Annotated in this window: 15 protein-coding genes; 11 read left to right on the top strand and 4 right to left on the bottom strand. The window is 55.4% G+C overall.

Annotated elements, in window-relative coordinates; translation table 11 throughout:
• From dnaN to yidA, 4 genes are all read left to right on the top strand, one after another.
• The gene (gene dnaN, locus OCH02_RS21300; protein ID WP_261111632.1) at positions 1-1,101 is read left to right on the top strand and encodes a DNA polymerase III subunit beta; all 1,101 of its coding nucleotides are present in this window, start codon (positions 1-3) and stop codon (positions 1,099-1,101) included.
• A gap of 161 nt (positions 1,102-1,262) precedes the next feature.
• A complete protein-coding gene (gene recF, locus OCH02_RS21295) occupies positions 1,263-2,348 on the top strand; it encodes a DNA replication/repair protein RecF (protein WP_261432855.1) in 1,086 nt (361 codons plus the stop codon).
• 18 nt (positions 2,349-2,366) lie between these two features.
• Entirely contained in the window at positions 2,367-4,781 is a 2,415-nt protein-coding gene (gene gyrB, locus OCH02_RS21290; protein ID WP_261432854.1) for a DNA topoisomerase (ATP-hydrolyzing) subunit B, read from the top strand.
• 245 nt (positions 4,782-5,026) lie between these two features.
• Entirely contained in the window at positions 5,027-5,842 is an 816-nt protein-coding gene (yidA, locus tag OCH02_RS21285) for a sugar-phosphatase (protein WP_261432853.1), read from the top strand.
• Between the two features lie 45 nt (positions 5,843-5,887).
• Here the strand turns inward: yidA and OCH02_RS21280 are convergent, their stop codons facing one another.
• From OCH02_RS21280 to OCH02_RS21270, 3 genes are read right to left on the bottom strand one after another with little or no spacing between them, the layout of a single operon-like run.
• Entirely contained in the window at positions 5,888-6,829 is a 942-nt protein-coding gene (locus tag OCH02_RS21280; RefSeq protein ID WP_261432852.1) for an ornithine cyclodeaminase family protein, read from the bottom strand.
• Positions 6,816-7,784 (bottom strand): threonine/serine dehydratase, encoded by a 969-nt coding sequence (locus tag OCH02_RS21275; protein WP_261432851.1) that lies wholly within the window; start codon positions 7,782-7,784, stop codon positions 6,816-6,818. The genes OCH02_RS21280 and OCH02_RS21275 overlap by 14 nt, the downstream gene beginning before the upstream one ends.
• Positions 7,781-8,386, bottom strand: coding sequence for a transcriptional regulator (locus OCH02_RS21270; RefSeq protein ID WP_261432849.1), 606 nt, complete (start codon positions 8,384-8,386; stop codon positions 7,781-7,783). Before OCH02_RS21270 ends, OCH02_RS21275 begins: the two co-directional genes overlap by 4 nt.
• A gap of 306 nt (positions 8,387-8,692) precedes the next feature.
• On the opposite strand from OCH02_RS21270, the gene OCH02_RS21265 reads away from it, so the two are divergent.
• From OCH02_RS21265 to OCH02_RS21240, 6 genes are all read left to right on the top strand, one after another.
• On the top strand, positions 8,693-9,391 hold the full coding sequence (locus OCH02_RS21265) for a FadR/GntR family transcriptional regulator (protein ID WP_261432847.1): 699 nt from the start codon (positions 8,693-8,695) through the stop codon (positions 9,389-9,391).
• Complete coding sequence (locus OCH02_RS21260; RefSeq protein WP_261432845.1) at positions 9,388-10,281, top strand: 2-dehydro-3-deoxygalactonokinase; 894 nt, start codon at positions 9,388-9,390, stop codon at positions 10,279-10,281. The genes OCH02_RS21265 and OCH02_RS21260 overlap by 4 nt, the downstream gene beginning before the upstream one ends.
• Complete coding sequence (locus OCH02_RS21255) at positions 10,265-10,882, top strand: 2-dehydro-3-deoxy-6-phosphogalactonate aldolase (RefSeq protein WP_261432843.1); 618 nt, start codon at positions 10,265-10,267, stop codon at positions 10,880-10,882. The genes OCH02_RS21260 and OCH02_RS21255 overlap by 17 nt, the downstream gene beginning before the upstream one ends.
• A complete protein-coding gene (gene dgoD / locus OCH02_RS21250; RefSeq protein ID WP_126501183.1) occupies positions 10,879-12,027 on the top strand; it encodes a galactonate dehydratase in 1,149 nt (382 codons plus the stop codon). The genes OCH02_RS21255 and dgoD overlap by 4 nt, the downstream gene beginning before the upstream one ends.
• 344 nt (positions 12,028-12,371) lie before the next feature.
• Positions 12,372-13,664 (top strand): MFS transporter, encoded by a 1,293-nt coding sequence (locus OCH02_RS21245; RefSeq protein WP_261432842.1) that lies wholly within the window; start codon positions 12,372-12,374, stop codon positions 13,662-13,664.
• Between the two features lie 46 nt (positions 13,665-13,710).
• Complete coding sequence (locus OCH02_RS21240) at positions 13,711-14,991, top strand: DUF3748 domain-containing protein (protein WP_261432841.1); 1,281 nt, start codon at positions 13,711-13,713, stop codon at positions 14,989-14,991.
• A 34-nt stretch (positions 14,992-15,025) separates the two neighbouring features.
• Here the strand turns inward: OCH02_RS21240 and OCH02_RS21235 are convergent, their stop codons facing one another.
• The gene (locus tag OCH02_RS21235) at positions 15,026-15,370 is read right to left on the bottom strand and encodes a YceK/YidQ family lipoprotein (RefSeq protein ID WP_261432840.1); all 345 of its coding nucleotides are present in this window, start codon (positions 15,368-15,370) and stop codon (positions 15,026-15,028) included.
• Positions 15,371-15,673: 303 nt separating this feature from the next.
• Between OCH02_RS21235 and ibpA the strand changes: the two genes are divergently transcribed.
• Positions 15,674-16,087: a small heat shock chaperone IbpA gene (ibpA, locus tag OCH02_RS21230; protein ID WP_004950577.1), complete on the top strand. Its 414-nt coding sequence runs from the start codon at positions 15,674-15,676 to the stop codon at positions 16,085-16,087.
• Positions 16,088-16,193: the final 106 nt, after the last annotated feature.

Genomic DNA, 16,193 nt, shown 5'->3' with positions numbered 1-16,193 from the left:
ATGAAATTTATCGTTGAACGTGAGCATCTGCTAAAACCACTGCAACAGGTGAGCAGCCCGCTGGGCGGCCGCCCAACGCTGCCAATTCTGGGTAACCTGCTGTTGCAGGTGACGGAAGGCTGCCTGCTGTTGACCGGCACCGATCTGGAGATGGAGATGGTGGCGCGCGTTGCCCTGTCCCAACCTCATGAGGTGGGCGCGACTACCGTCCCCGCGCGTAAATTATTTGATATCTGCCGTGGCTTGCCTGAAGGGGCCGAGATTACTGTGACGCTGGAAGGCGAGCGTATGCTGGTGCGTTCCGGCCGCAGTCGCTTCTCTCTTTCTACGTTGCCGGCGGTGGATTTCCCGAACCTGGACGACTGGCAGAGCGAAGTTGAATTTTCTCTGCCGCAGGCGACCCTTAAGCGCCTGATCGAAGCCACGCAGTTCTCAATGGCTCATCAGGACGTGCGCTACTACTTAAACGGCATGCTGTTCGAAACCGAAGGTGAAGAACTGCGTACCGTGGCGACCGATGGTCACCGCCTGGCGGTGTGCTCAATGCCGATCGGTCAGCAATTGCCATCGCATTCGGTGATCGTGCCGCGTAAAGGCGTGATGGAACTGGTGCGTCTGCTCGACGGTGGCGATACGCTGCTGCAACTGCAGATCGGCAGTAACAACATTCGCGCCCACGTCGGTGACTTTATTTTCACCTCCAAGCTGGTTGATGGCCGTTTTCCTGACTATCGTCGCGTATTGCCGAAGAACCCGGACAAAACGCTGGAAGCCGGCTGCGATCTGCTCAAGCAGGCGTTTGCTCGAGCGGCCATTTTGTCGAACGAAAAGTTCCGCGGCGTACGCCTGTATGTCAGCCAAAATCAGCTCAAGATCACCGCCAACAACCCAGAACAGGAAGAGGCGGAAGAGATCCTCGATGTCAGCTACGACGGCACCGAGATGGAAATTGGTTTCAACGTCAGCTACGTGCTGGACGTATTGAACGCGCTCAAGTGTGAAGATGTGCGCCTGCTGCTGACCGACTCGGTTTCCAGCGTGCAGATCGAAGACGGTGCCAGTAAGTCCGCTGCCTACGTCGTCATGCCAATGCGGTTGTGATCGATATCCGGGCTATCTTGCTTGCCATTTTACGCTTGGGCAGTGCTCGCAATCCTCACGTACTCTGTGTACGCTCCGGTTGCTGTGCGCTGTCCGCACGTAAACTGCCAGCGCCGATAACGCCCTCACATTGAGCGTAATTTCCCGGTGATGGAATTGGCATGGCATTAACGCGTTTACTGATTAAAGATTTCCGTAATATAGAAGCTGCCGATTTGGCGCTGGCGCCGGGATTCAACTTCCTGGTGGGTGCCAATGGCAGTGGAAAGACCAGCGTGCTTGAGGCGGTGTATACCCTTGGGCACGGGCGGGCCTTTCGCAGCCTGCAGGCTGGGCGGGTGATCCGCCACGATCAGCCTGAGTTTATTTTGCACGGCCGTATTGACGGTGCAGAGCGTGAAATATCCGTAGGATTAAGCAAGAGCCGTCAGGGGGACAGCAAGGTACGCATCGATGGCAGCGACGGCCACAAAGTGGCTGAACTGGCGCAGCTATTGCCGATGCAACTGATTACCCCCGAAGGTTTTACCCTGCTAAACGGTGGGCCGAAATTCCGGCGTGCCTTCCTGGACTGGGGCTGTTTTCATAACGAACCCGGTTTTTTCACCGCCTGGAGCAACCTGAAACGGTTACTGAAGCAGCGCAATGCCGCGCTGCGCCAGGTCAGTCGCTATGCGCAGCTCCGCGCCTGGGATCAGGAACTGATCCCGCTGGCCGAGCGTATCAGCGAGTGGCGGGCAGCATACAGCGACGCGATTGCCGCGGATATTACCGCGACATGTGCGCAGTTTTTGCCCGAATTTGCCCTGAGTTTCTCTTTCCAGCGTGGCTGGGACAAGGAGAGCGACTACGGAGAGCTGCTGGAGCGCCAGTTTGAGCGTGACAGGGCGTTAACCTATACCGCGGTGGGGCCGCATAAAGCGGACTTTCGCATCCGTGCCGACGGCACGCCGGTAGAGGATTTGTTATCGCGCGGTCAGCTGAAGTTGCTGATGTGCGCGTTGCGCTTAGCGCAGGGTGAGTTTCTCACCCGGCAGAGCGGGCGGCGTTGCCTGTATCTGATTGATGATTTTGCCTCCGAGCTGGACACCGGCCGTCGCCGGTTGCTGGCCGATCGCCTGAAAGCCACCCAGGCCCAGGTCTTTGTCAGTGCCGTAAGTGCTGAACAAGTGACCGATATGGCCGGTGAAAAGGGCAAGATGTTCCGCGTGGAACAAGGTAAAATAGAGGTTCAACCACAGGACTAAAATGAGCGAGAAACGTTGATGTCGAATTCTTATGACTCCTCAAGTATCAAGGTATTAAAAGGGCTGGACGCGGTGCGTAAGCGCCCGGGCATGTATATCGGCGACACCGATGATGGCACCGGTCTGCACCACATGGTATTCGAGGTTGTGGACAACGCTATCGACGAAGCACTCGCTGGCCACTGTAGTGACATCCAGGTGACCATCCATGCCGACAACTCCGTTTCGGTACAGGATGACGGCCGTGGTATCCCGACCGGTATTCACGAAGAGGAAGGGGTTTCTGCGGCGCAGGTGATCATGACCGTGCTGCATGCCGGCGGCAAATTTGATGACAACTCCTACAAGGTGTCCGGCGGTCTGCACGGCGTGGGTGTTTCTGTTGTTAACGCCCTTTCCGAGAAGCTGGAACTGGTTATCCGTCGCGAAGGCAAAGTGCACGAGCAAACCTACGCCATGGGCGAGCCACAGGCGCCGCTGAAAGTGGTCGGTGAAACCGATCAAACCGGCACCACGGTGCGTTTCTGGCCGAGCTATGAAACCTTCACCAATAATGTCGAATTTGAGTACGATATTCTGGCCAAGCGCCTGCGTGAACTCTCATTCCTGAACTCGGGCGTGTCTATCCGCCTGAAAGACAAACGCACCGATAAAGAAGACCACTTCCACTACGAAGGTGGTATCAAGGCGTTTGTTGAGTACCTGAACAAAAACAAAACCCCGATCCATCCCAACGTGTTCTATTTCTCAACCGTGAAAGACGACATCGGTGTGGAAGTGGCGCTGCAGTGGAACGACGGTTTCCAGGAAAATATCTACTGCTTCACCAACAACATCCCACAGCGTGATGGGGGTACCCACCTGGTCGGTTTCCGTACCGCTATGACCCGTACCCTGAACAGTTACATGGATAAAGAAGGCTACAGCAAAAAAGCCAAAATCAGCGCCACCGGTGACGATGCGCGTGAAGGCCTGATTGCCGTGGTTTCGGTGAAAGTTCCGGATCCCAAGTTCTCTTCTCAGACCAAAGACAAGCTGGTTTCTTCCGAGGTGAAAACCGCGGTTGAGACACTGATGAACGAAAAGCTGGTCGATTATCTGATGGAAAATCCGGGCGATGCGAAAATTGTCGTCGGTAAAATCATCGATGCGGCACGTGCCCGTGAAGCGGCGCGTAAAGCGCGCGAAATGACCCGTCGTAAAGGCGCATTGGATCTGGCCGGCCTGCCGGGCAAACTGGCAGATTGCCAGGAACGTGACCCGGCGCTGTCCGAACTGTACCTGGTGGAAGGGGACTCAGCGGGCGGCTCTGCCAAGCAGGGGCGTAACCGTAAGAACCAGGCAATCTTGCCGTTGAAAGGTAAAATCCTCAACGTTGAGAAAGCACGCTTCGACAAGATGCTGTCTTCGCAGGAAGTGGCGACGCTGATCACTGCACTGGGCTGCGGCATTGGCCGCGATGAGTACAACCCGGACAAACTGCGTTACCACAGCATCATTATCATGACCGATGCCGACGTCGATGGCTCGCACATCCGTACGCTGCTGTTGACCTTCTTCTACCGTCAGATGCCGGAAATCATTGAGCGCGGCCACGTGTTCATTGCCCAGCCGCCGCTGTACAAGGTGAAAAAAGGCAAGCAGGAACAGTACATCAAAGATGACGAGGCGATGGATCAGTACCAAATCGCCATCGCGATGGATGGCGCAACCCTGCACACCAACGCCAGCGCCCCAGCGCTTGCCGGTGAGCCATTGGAAAAACTGGTTGCCGAGCACTATAGCGTGCAGAAGCTGATCGGTCGTATGGAGCGCCGCTACCCGCGTGCCCTGCTGAACAACCTGATTTACCAGCCAACGCTGGCAGAGGGCGATCTGAGCGATCAGGCCAAGGTTAAGACCTGGATTGATTCGCTGGTGAAATTGCTGAACGACAAAGAACAGCACGGCAGCAGCTATGACTCGGTTCTCTTTGAGAACCGTGAGCGTCAGATGTTTGAGCCGGTACTGCGCATCCGTACCCACGGTGTGGATACCGACTACGCGCTGGACTTCGATTTCATCCACGGCGGTGAATACCGCAAGATCTGCGTGCTGGGTGAGAAACTGCGCGGCCTGATCGAAGAAGATGCCTTCATCGAACGTGGTGAGCGTCGTCAACCCGTTGAAAGCTTCGAGCAGGCATTGGAGTGGCTGGTGAAAGAGTCACGTCGTGGGCTGGCCGTACAGCGTTATAAAGGTCTGGGTGAAATGAACCCAGAGCAGCTGTGGGAAACCACCATGGATCCGGAAAGCCGCCGCATGCTGCGCGTGACCGTGAAGGACGCCATTGCTGCTGACCAACTGTTTACCACCCTGATGGGTGATGCGGTTGAGCCTCGTCGTGCCTTTATCGAAGAAAATGCCCTGAAAGCGGCAAACATCGATATCTAACCTCTTTCTCCCCAAAATAATTCAAGTTGCATCAAGGCGGCAACTGAACGAATCCCCAGGAGCTTAGATAACTAAGTGACTGGGGTGAGTCAAGGCAGCCAACAAAGAGGCGGCTTGAAGTATGATCGGGGCTGTGAAAATCCGCATAGGGAAACTTGTGCGGATTTTTTTTACGCCTTTTTTGGCGCTGACATTAGACGCTGAAACGCGTTAGCATGGGAAAAAACCACTGGGAGAAGGCTCGAATGGCTATTGAATTGATTGCGATTGATATGGACGGCACGCTACTCAACCCGCAGCACCAGATTACACCGGCGGTAAAGCAGGCGATCACCGAGGCACGCCGCAAAGGGGTGCATGTGGTGCTGGCAACCGGACGGCCCTATGTTGGCGTGCAGGACTATCTGCGACAGTTGGATATTCAGGGGGCCGGTGATTTCTGTATTACCTATAATGGCGCACTGGTTTTACAGGCAGTAGACGGTGCCTGCATCCTGCAGGAAACGCTGGGTTTTGAGGATTATCTTTATTTCGAGCAGATGGCACGCGAGTTGGGCGTCCATTACCAGGCATTTGATTTTGACACACTGTATACCCCGAACAAGGATATCGGCAAATACACCGTGCATGAGTCGGAGATGACCGGTATTCCGCTGAAGTACCGCAGCGTGGAAGAGATGGATCCTGAGATTCGGTTCCCGAAATTGATGATGGTCGACGAGCCAGAGCTGCTGGATCACGCCATTGCCCGCATCCCGGCCGAAGCATGGGAGCGTTACACTATCCTGAAAAGCGCGCCTTACTTCCTGGAAATTTTACACCGGAAAGTCGATAAGGGGACCGGGGTGAAAATGCTGGCCGATCATCTTGGTATTGCGCGTGAAAACGTGATGACGTTGGGCGATCAGGCCAATGACACTGCGATGATAGAGTATGCCGGTGTTGGCGTGGCGATGGGTAATGCTATCCCGGAACTGAAAGCGGTAGCGCAGTTTGTTACCAGCACCAATACCGAAGACGGTGTAGCCCGCGCCATCGAGAAGTTTGTGCTGAATGCCTGACGGTGATTCGATTTAAAGGGGCGCAGTTGCGCCCCTAAAAACATTCTATATCCGTGCCAAAATACCCTTCACAATCTGTACGTCCTGAATCGCCAGCCCGGTCAGATCGGCCAGCGTGATTTGATGCGCGTCGCTACGCATTTTTATCCCCTGAGCCAATGCCGTACCCAATTCGACGATCGGCGTCGATTTAAGCAAACCCTGCCGATAAGCGGTGGCGATCTCACCATAATCTGCACATTGTGCCAAAGCATCCACTAACAGCACGTCCGCCCTGGCCACCAGATCGGCCGCCAACTCCTGTTTGCCCTGGGCGTCAGCGCCGACGGCGGTGATGTGGGTACCGGGTTGAATATCCGCCGCGTGCAGAATAGGTTCGCGGCTCGGGGTGGTGGTGACAATCAACCGACAGTGCGCTGCCAGTTCCGCGGCATCCTGGGTGATATTCACCCGGAAGCCTTCGGCTTCGACATCGCGCCGATAGGCTTGCAAGGTCTCTTCGTTGCGGCCCCACACCCAAACCTCACGGCAGGCGGTCAGGGACTTTAGCTGTTGTAACTGCAGTCGGGCCTGCATGCCGCAGCCGACAATGCCAATCGCCGGGATCGATGCCGGAGCACAGAGTTCGGCGACAATACGCCCGGCCAGCGCGGTGCGTAACGCAGTTAACCACCCCTCGTCCAGTAACAATGCCCGGGGTTCACCGGTTTGCGCCGAGAAGGCCATCATCAGCCCCTGATTACTGGCCAGCCCCTGCGCCGGGTTATGGTAAAAGCCGGCGGAAACCTTGAGGACAAATTGTTCGTCCCCTTCCAGCCAGGCCGATTTAATACAGCAGTCACCCGCCGCCTGTTCAAACAGAAAATGCTGCACTGGCGGCTGTTGCACTTGCCGTTGGGAATATGCAATAAATCCCTTTTTTAGCAACAATGTGACGGCATCTGCATCGAAAACTTCAAGGATCTGCCGTTTATTAAGGATTTTCATCGGAGATTGCCTTAAGGTATTTCTCCAGCACAATGTTTTTCCCGCACAGTACCACAGCCACTTTTTTGCCCTGAAATTCCGGAGCCAGTTTGATGGCAGCGGCTAAGGCCACCCCGGCAGCACCTTCAATAATCCAGCGGTCGCTGGCGGCAATCTGGCGCATGGCCTGTTTGATTTCCGCTTCACTGACCAATACTTTGCGGTCAATCACCTGCTGGCACAGCGGGAAGGTGATCGCATCCGGCTCAACGCCGCCGGCGGTGCCATCTGACAGCGTATCCTGTTCTTCCACCGGATAGATATGACCCGCCTGCAGTGCGCTATACATGCTGGTGGCATTTTCCGGCCAGCAGGCAATAAGCTGAGTTTTCGGCGACAATTGCTGTAAAACGGTACCGATTCCTGAAATGTAGCCACCGCCACCCACGGCAACAAACACCGCATCCAAATCCGCTTGCTGCTCAACCAACTCCATGCCGCAGGTGCCCTGACCGGCAATCACCTGTGGGTCGTTATAGGGGGAGATATAGACTTTGCCTTGCTCAATGGCAGCCTTTTCTCCCGCCTGCTCGGCATTCAGTGCGTCGCCCGGCACCAGTTCCACCTTGCCACCCAGTGCACGGATGGTTTCCAGTTTTATCGCTGCCGCCGTTTCCGGGGCATACACCGTCACGCTGACGCCCATCAGTTTGCCCGCCAGCGCGACGGCCTGGCCGTGATTGCCGGTCGAGGCGGCGATCACCCCGCGGCTGCGTTGTTGCTCATTCAGCAGCCGCAGTTTGTTGCTGGCACCGCGAAATTTGAAAGAACCGGTATGTTGCAGATGGTCGCACTTCAGATACAGTTCGCAGCCCAACTGCTGTGACAGCAGTACGCTGCGTTCCAGCGGGGTCACGCGAACCTGCGGGCGCAATTGCTGATGGGCGGAAACAATCGCGTCAAATAGCTGACTCATACAGAATCCTTGATATTTTTCAGATAGTTGTAGACGGTAGCGCGGCCGATACCGAGGATCTTGGCGACGTAGCCGGCGGCATTTTTTCCTTTGAAAGCCCCCTGATGATAGAGCGCCTCCACCATGGCCCGCTTGCCCGCACCGTTAAGGGTGCCGAGCGTTTGTTGGCGCTGTTGCAACCATTGATGAATAAAGGTGTTGATGCGTTCCTGCCAGTCATCCTGAAACAGCACGTCCGGCTGTGGTTGCAGGGCATGGCCACCCAGGAAGACTTCCAGCGCGGCTTTGGCGCTTTCCAGCACGGTGATATCAAGATTGATGCACAACAGGCCAATGGGGGCACCGTTATCGTCGCGCAATACTGCGCTGATAGAACGCAGTTGGCTGCCATCCCAATTGCGCTTCAGGTAGGGGCCGATCACCTGCAAACCTTGATCGCCCTGTAACTCGCTCAGGTTGGAGTCTTCGCCCAGCTCACGCTGCGAGCGGTTATTGCTGATGTAAACCAGTTTCTGGCTGGCGAGATCATGAAGTGCCACTTCGGCGTAAGGGGAAAATAACAGCGTTATGGCATCGGCAATGGCGTGGTAGCGACTCAGCATGGTGATCTTTTATTTAGATTTAAAAGTCCAATTTAGAATTAATTTTCTAATTTGTAAACCGATAAACTTTCGGAGCCGTTCTAACGATGATCATTCAACGACTGCCATTGGTTATTGGCATCCCCACCAACTTGGATTGTCTATTTTGTGATCCAGATTGTAGTACAACATTTATTTTTGGAACTACAATATGACCATTGTTGTTGAGGTGAGTTATCAAGATTGTGCTGCAACCGCAGGACGCCAATGGGAGACGCGGGTAAAGTAAATCCGTTATCACAGCATGGCGAATGCCACGGAGAAATCATGAACAAGCAGCAGATCGGTAAAACCGACCGCATCATTATCGAGATGGGCCAGCAGATCGTCGGTGGCAAATATGTCCCGGGGGCGGCACTCCCCGCAGAAACGGAGCTGTGCGAAGAGTTTGAAACCTCGCGCAATATCATCCGCGAAGTCTTGCGTGCGCTGATGGCCAAGCGGTTGGTGGAGGTGAAGCGCTATCGTGGCGCATTCGTGACGCTGCGCAGCCAGTGGAATTATCTGGATACCGACGTCCTGAACTGGGTGCTGGCGCAGGATTATGATCCACGCCTAATCGCCTCGATGAGTGAAGTTCGTAACCTGGTGGAGCCAACGATTGCTCGCTGGGCGGCGGAGCGAGCTACCTCCAGCGAACTGGCGGTGATCGAAGCGGCGCTGAACGACATGAAAATCCACCACCAGGATCGTGAACGTTTTAATGAGGCCGACATTCGTTATCACGAAGCGGTGCTGGCGGCGGTGCACAACCCGGTTTTGCAGCAGCTCAGCGTGGCGATTAGCTCGCTGCAGCGCGCGGTGTTTGAGCGCACCTACATGTCAGATGAGGACAATATGCCACGTACTCTGCGCGAGCATCAGGAATTGTATGACGCCATCCGTCATCAGGATGCGGACGCCGCAGAGCAGGCGGCACTGGCGATGATCGCCAGCTCGACCAAACGCTTAAAGGACATCACTTGAATAACAATTTTATCGCGATTGACTGGGGTTCCACCAACCTGCGCGCCTGGCGTTACGAACAGGGTGTCTGCGTCGATAGCTTGCAGTCGCAGGCCGGTGTTACCCGCCTTGGCGGCCGCACGCCGCAGCAGGTTTTCAGCGAGCTAATGGCGCGTTGGGCGGAGCCGCTGCCGGTGGTGATGGCGGGGATGGTCGGCAGCAATGCCGGCTGGCTGCAGGTGCCTTATCTGCATTGCCCAACCCGCCTGACCGAGGTTGCCCAACAGTTAACGGCGGTAGAGCAGGCCTTACCTTATCGGGCCTGGATTATTCCGGGCATTTGTATCGAACGTGAAGATAACTGCAACGTTATGCGCGGTGAAGAAACCCAGTTGATCGGTGCCTATGCCGAACAGCCGGCGGCGGTTTATGTCATGCCAGGTACCCACAGCAAATGGGTGCGCATGGAAGATGACACCCTGGCGGATTTCCGTACGGTGATGACGGGCGAATTGCATCATTTGCTGCTCAGCCATTCGTTGATCGGCGTGGGATTAAGTGAACAACGGCCTAATCCGCAGGCGTTTGCCAGCGGGTTGGATGTCGGTATGAATGAAAGCCACATCGTGCGATGTTTATTTGAAACTCGCGCTGCTCACGTGCTCGGCAAAATGGAAAAAAGCGCCGTCAGCGACTGGCTTTCCGGCTTGTTGATCGGCAATGAGGTGGCGCAAATGCAGCGTGAATATCCGTTGCCGCCTGACGCGGCATTAACGGTGATCGGCAACCCGCAGCTTGGCGAGCGTTATGCCCAGGCACTGACTATGGCCGGGATACGCCACCAGATCCTGGACGGCGATCGGGCTTTCCAATCGGGAATAAGGAGCATTGTGCATGAGCTGGAATACTGAACTGCCACTGATCGCCATCCTGCGCGGCATTACACCGCAGGAGGTGGCTGATCACGTACAAACTTTACTGGAGGCGGGGTTTGATGCGATTGAAATACCGATGAACTCGCCGGACTGGCAGCAAAGCATCGGTGATACGGTGAAGAAATTCGGCGATCGCGCACTGATCGGTGCCGGCACCGTGCTGCAACCTGCGCAGGTGGAAGAGTTGGCCGCGCTGGGTGGCCAACTGGTGGTGACACCCAATACCCAACCGGCGGTGATCCGCAGGGGCGTGGCGCTGGGCATGACGGTTTGCGCCGGTTGCGCCACCGCTTCGGAAGCATTCAACGCGCTGGAGGCCGGGGCTCAGGCATTGAAGATTTTCCCCTCGGTCTCCTTTGGCCCGGATTATATCAAGGCGCTGAAAGCGGTACTGCCGCCTCAGATCCCTGTTTTTGCCGTCGGCGGCATCACGCCGGAAAACGTGCATCTGTATCTGGCCGCAGGCTGTGTGGGTGCCGGGTTGGGGGGCGATCTCTATCGCGCCGGCCAATCGGTAGAACGCACCGCTCAGCAGGCTGCCGCTTTCGTTCGAGCCTATAAGGAAGCCACCCAATGAAAATAACCAAAATGACCACTTATCGGCTGCCGCCGCGCTGGATGTTCCTGAAGATTGAAACCGATGAAGGCATCGTCGGCTGGGGCGAACCGGTGATTGAAGGGCGTGCGCGCAGCGTGGAGGCGGCGGTGCACGAGCTGTCGGAATATGTGGTGGGCCAGGATCCTGCGCGAATTAACGATATCTGGCAGACGCTCTATCGCGGTGGCTTCTATCGTGGCGGACCGATCCTGATGAGTGCGATCGCCGGTATTGATCAGGCGCTGTGGGATATCAAAGGCAAGGCGCTGGGCGTACCGGTTTATCAACTGCTGGGCGGTTTGGTACGCGACAAAATCAAGGCGTATAGCTGGGTGGGCGGCGATCGTCCTTCCGACGTGATCGCCGGTATCAACAAGCTGACGGAAATCGGCTTCGACACCTTTAAGCTCAATGGTTGCGAAGAGATGGGCATTATCGATAGCGCGCGTAAGGTGGATGCTGCGGTGGCCGTGGTGGCGCAGATCCGCGAAGCCTTTGGCAACCGTATCGAGTTCGGTCTGGATTTCCATGGTCGTGTCGATGCGCCAATGGCTAAAATCCTGATCAAAGAGCTGGAGCCGTACCGCCCGCTGTTTATCGAAGAACCGGTGCTGGCGGAACAGGCGGAGTACTATCCGCGCCTGGCGGCGCAGACGCATATCCCGATTGCCGCCGGTGAACGTATGTATTCGCGTTTTGATTTCAAACGGGTGCTGGCAGAGGGCGGCCTGGCGATTATTCAGCCCGATCTGTCTCACGCCGGTGGCATCACCGAATGTTTCAAAATCGCCGCCATGGCGGAGACCTATGATGTGGCGCTGGCACCGCATTGCCCACTGGGGCCGATTGCGCTGGCCGCCTGTCTGCATGTGGATTTTGTGGCGCGTAACGCGGTGTTCCAGGAGCAGAGCATGGGTATTCACTACAATCAGGGAGCCGAACTACTGGATTACGTAGTGAATAAAGACGATTTCAAAATGACCGATGGCCATTTCTACCCACTGACTAAACCGGGTCTCGGGGTGGAAATTAACGAAGAGCTGGTGATCGAGCGCAGCAAACAAGCGACGGACTGGCGTAATCCCGTGTGGCGCTATCCTGACGGCGCAGTTGCCGAGTGGTAATACAGGTTTAAATAATCATTATTAAATTTCACGCTGAAAGGATACTTAAATGGTGTCTCGCTTGACGTCGCCGTCAGGCGAGGGACAAACATGAAATAAATACTGAGAGGGTAAGCAATGAATAACCACTCGCAATTTTCAATAACGTGGATTTTATTATTTTTTAAGAAGAATATATATCGCTAACCTATTGTCATGACAGGTTAATACCGCCATTAGGTGGGTTTTTCCCAGTGTGTCCCGTGACGTTTTTTTAAATCATCACCAGTAAATCTACTCGGCGGCGCTACCCTACAACATCGCACCGCTATTATTAAAATCCGAAAAATAACGGAATAAAGATAATGGATACAACCTTAACCTCAGCACCAAAAAGTAAACGCCGCTATCTAACGTTATTAATGATATTTGTCACCGTGGTGATCTGCTATGTCGACCGCGCCAATCTGGCGGTGGCCTCGGCGCATATTCAGCAGGAGTTCGGCATCAGCAAGGCGCAGATGGGCTATATTTTCTCTGCGTTTGCCTGGACCTATACCCTGTGTCAGATCCCTGGCGGTTGGTTTCTGGATCGCGTCGGTTCCAAGCTGACCTATTTTATTGCCATTATGGGTTGGTCGATCGCAACGCTGCTGCAGGGGTTCGCCAGTGGCCTGGTATCACTGATTGGCCTGCGTGCGGTGACCGGGCTGTTTGAAGCACCGGCATTCCCCACCAATAATCGCATCGTCACCAGTTGGTTCCCCGAGCAGGAGCGGGCTTCAGCGGTGGGGTTCTATACTTCCGGTCAGTTTGTCGGGCTGGCGTTTTTGACGCCGCTATTGATCTGGGTTCAAGAGATCCTGAGCTGGCACTGGGTGTTCATCATCACTGGTGGTGTCGGTATCGTCTGGGCATTGGTGTGGCAGCGTGTTTATCAGTCGCCGCGTAACAGCAAAGGGGTGAACGACGCCGAGCTAAAATATATTCAGGCCGGTGGTGGCATGGTGGACGGCGACGTCGCGTCGGAAAAGAAAAACCGCGTAGCGCTCACCACCGCTGACTGGAAACTGGTGTTTCACCGCAAGCTGGTGGGGGTGTATCTGGGTCAGTTTGCCATTACCTCAACGCTGTGGTTCTTCCTTACCTGGTTCCCGAATTACCTGACGCAGGAAAAGCACATTGCTGCACTGACCGCCGGCTTTATGACCACGGTGCCTTTCCTGGCGGCGTTCTGCGGTGTGTTGTTATCCGGTTTTGTTGCCGATCGTTTGCTGCGCAGTGGGCGTTCAATCGGTTTTGCGCGCAAAACGCCGATTATCTGCGGGTTGCTGCTATCCACCTGTATCATGGGCGCCAATTACACCGACGATCCGCTGTGGATTATGGTGCTGATGGCGCTGGCATTCTTTGGCAACGGTTTCGCTTCCATTACCTGGTCGCTGGTGTCATCGCTGGCACCAACCCGGTTGATTGGCTTGACCGGTGGGGTGTTTAACTTTGTCGGCGGGCTGGGTGGCATCACGGTACCGCTGGTGGTGGGGTATCTGGCGCAGGATTATGGTTTTGCACCCTCACTGATTTATATCGCCGTTGTGGCACTCCTCGGCGCGTTGTCGTATCTGCTGTTGGTGGGTGATGTGAAACGCGTCGGCTGATCCGGTAAGATGGCGGCTCAGTGCCAGCATGAGCAGGGGAGCCGCCATGAGCCATCGGGAAAAACAGCTGACTTTTGATCCACGTGGGCATCAGCTAAGCAATATTAACGTCTGGACGCCGGACAGCCAGTGGCTGGCTTACGACGTACGCCCGAGCGGCGCTTCGTTCACCGGCCTGAGCATTGAACGGGTCAACGTAGACAGCGGCGTGGTGGAAGTGGTGTACCGTGCCCAGCACGGTGCTCACGTGGGCGTGGTGACCGTCAGCCCGGATACGCCGGCCCGATATGCTTTTATTCACGGCCCGGAGCACCCTGATAGCGTCTGGCATTACGATTTTCACCACCGTCGCGGGGTGATTGTCAGCGAACCGGATCGCGAGCTGGCCATCACCCTCGATGCGATGGATATCACCGCGCCCTACACTCCCGGCGCACTGCGCGGCGGCACTCATGTGCACGTGTTTAGTCCGGACGGCAGTCGCCTGAGCTTTACCTATAATGACCATGTGATGCATGAGCTGGACCCCGCGCTGGATCTGCGCAACGTGGGGGTGGCTGTGCCATTACAGGGCGTGAACCCTCCCAAGCAGCATCCGCGTGAATATGACGGCAGCCATTACTGCGTATTGGTCAGCGAGGCCACGCCACAACCGCAGCCGGGCAGTGACCAAATTAATCGGGCCTACGAAGAGGGCTGGGTTGGCCAAGGCGGTTATACCCGGCCTGATGGGCGGCAACAGCGCTGGGCGCTGGCGTTCATCGGCGATACGATTTCCAGCAGCGGTGAAAAGCTGCCTGAAGTGTTTATTGTTGATCTGCCCCAGGATGATGCCGATTACGCCAAAGCCGGTGCCCGGCCGTTGCAAGGTACCCCGACCCATTTACCTGCCCCCCCGCTGGGGGTACGCCAACGTCGGCTGACCTTTAGCGGCCAGCGACGTTTCCCCGGTGTAGTGACCACTCCCCGCCACTGGCTGCGCAGCTCACCTGACGGCAGTATGATTGCCTGCCTGATGAAGGATGACGTGGGCGTCGTACAGCTGTGGGTGGTCTCACCCAACGGCGGTGACCCGCGTCAGGTCACGCAGGGGCAACAGGGGATTCAATCGGCGTTCAGTTGGCATCCGCAGGGCGGTCGTATCGCGCTGGTATGTGATAACAGCCTGATGTTATGTGAGGTAGCCAGCGGACGGATGCAGCGCCTGACGCAGCGAACGGCGTTACCGCCTTCGGGGGACGCTATTGTGTTCTCACCGGACGGTAGCAAAGTGGCGTTTATGCGAGATGTTGGTGGATTCAGCCAGATTTTTGTGGCCGAGGTGTGAGCAACGGCGGGCGAGCAGCCCGCATCAGAGTCGCTTAATGTGGTGCTGCAGTGGCGACATGGGCTGGATCGCCGCTGACGGCCAGATTTTGCTCTTCGCCACGCAAGATGCGCGCTCTCGGTGAGTCTGCGGTACCGTCACTGCCAGAGCGCATATAGTCGTAAGGCAGTAACACCGTGTCCATCACCGCCGAGAAAGGCAGATCCAGCGCCACCAGTGGCATCATCGCCCAACTGGTATTGTCGTCCCTCAGCACGTCCATGCTGGCACGGGTACCCGGATAGTAGCCCTGATTCGGGCCGGTGTGACTCATTACGCTGGAGCAGCCGTTGGTCGCTAACAGCATGCAACTGGTTGCTATGACTCTTATCGTTTTCATTATTCCATCCTGCAGGGTGCTGTTCCCCAAAATCTGCTGATCTATAACATCTTGTGGATGTTTTAAAAGGAGCAAGAGCCCGCTCTGTGGCGGCCGTCTCAGTTTATTGTAAGGGATAAAAAAACTTTCGCTGCACTGATTATCATTTTTTTGATCATCACCGGTTGAAATGGTGAAAGCCACCCCCATTTTCTTATCAGAAGTAAATTAAGAATTCGCCGTAAGGGAATTCTGATATTTAGCCTGTCCATGATGGAAGGCTTAATTATTAAACCTCGCTGAAGTGCCTTAGGAGGCTGTTTTATGCGTAATTTCGATCTTTCTCCACTCTATCGCTCTGCGATTGGTTTTGACCGTTTGTTTAATGCGTTGGAGGCGGGCCAGAGTCAGGGTAATGGCGGCTACCCCCCTTATAACGTCGAGCTGGTGGATGAAAATCATTACCGCATCGCGATCGCGGTGGCAGGGTTCGCCGAGCAAGAGCTCGAGATCACTACCCAGGATAATCTGTTGATTGTGCGCGGTGCTCATAATAATGAGCCGGCGGAAAGAACCTACTTATATCAAGGTATTGCCGAACGCAACTTTGAACGTAAATTCCAGTTGGCTGAGCATATCCAAATTAAAGGCGCCAAGTTGGAAAACGGCCTGTTGTATATCGATATGGAACGCATCGTGCCGGAAACATTAAAACCGCGCCGGATAGAAATTAAATAATTCTTATTTCATCGGCGAAATGAACCGCCGGTGCAATGAATGTTAGTTAACTTGCCTGCCGTCAGGGGGCACAGCTTAATTTACCCTACGGGTAAAATCTCGCTTC

Source organism: Serratia quinivorans, assembly GCF_946227985.1.
Lineage (GTDB): Bacteria > Pseudomonadota > Gammaproteobacteria > Enterobacterales > Enterobacteriaceae > Serratia > Serratia quinivorans_A.
The sequence above is the reverse complement of the archived record's forward strand: the minus strand, read 5'-3'. Positions and strand labels throughout refer to the sequence as shown.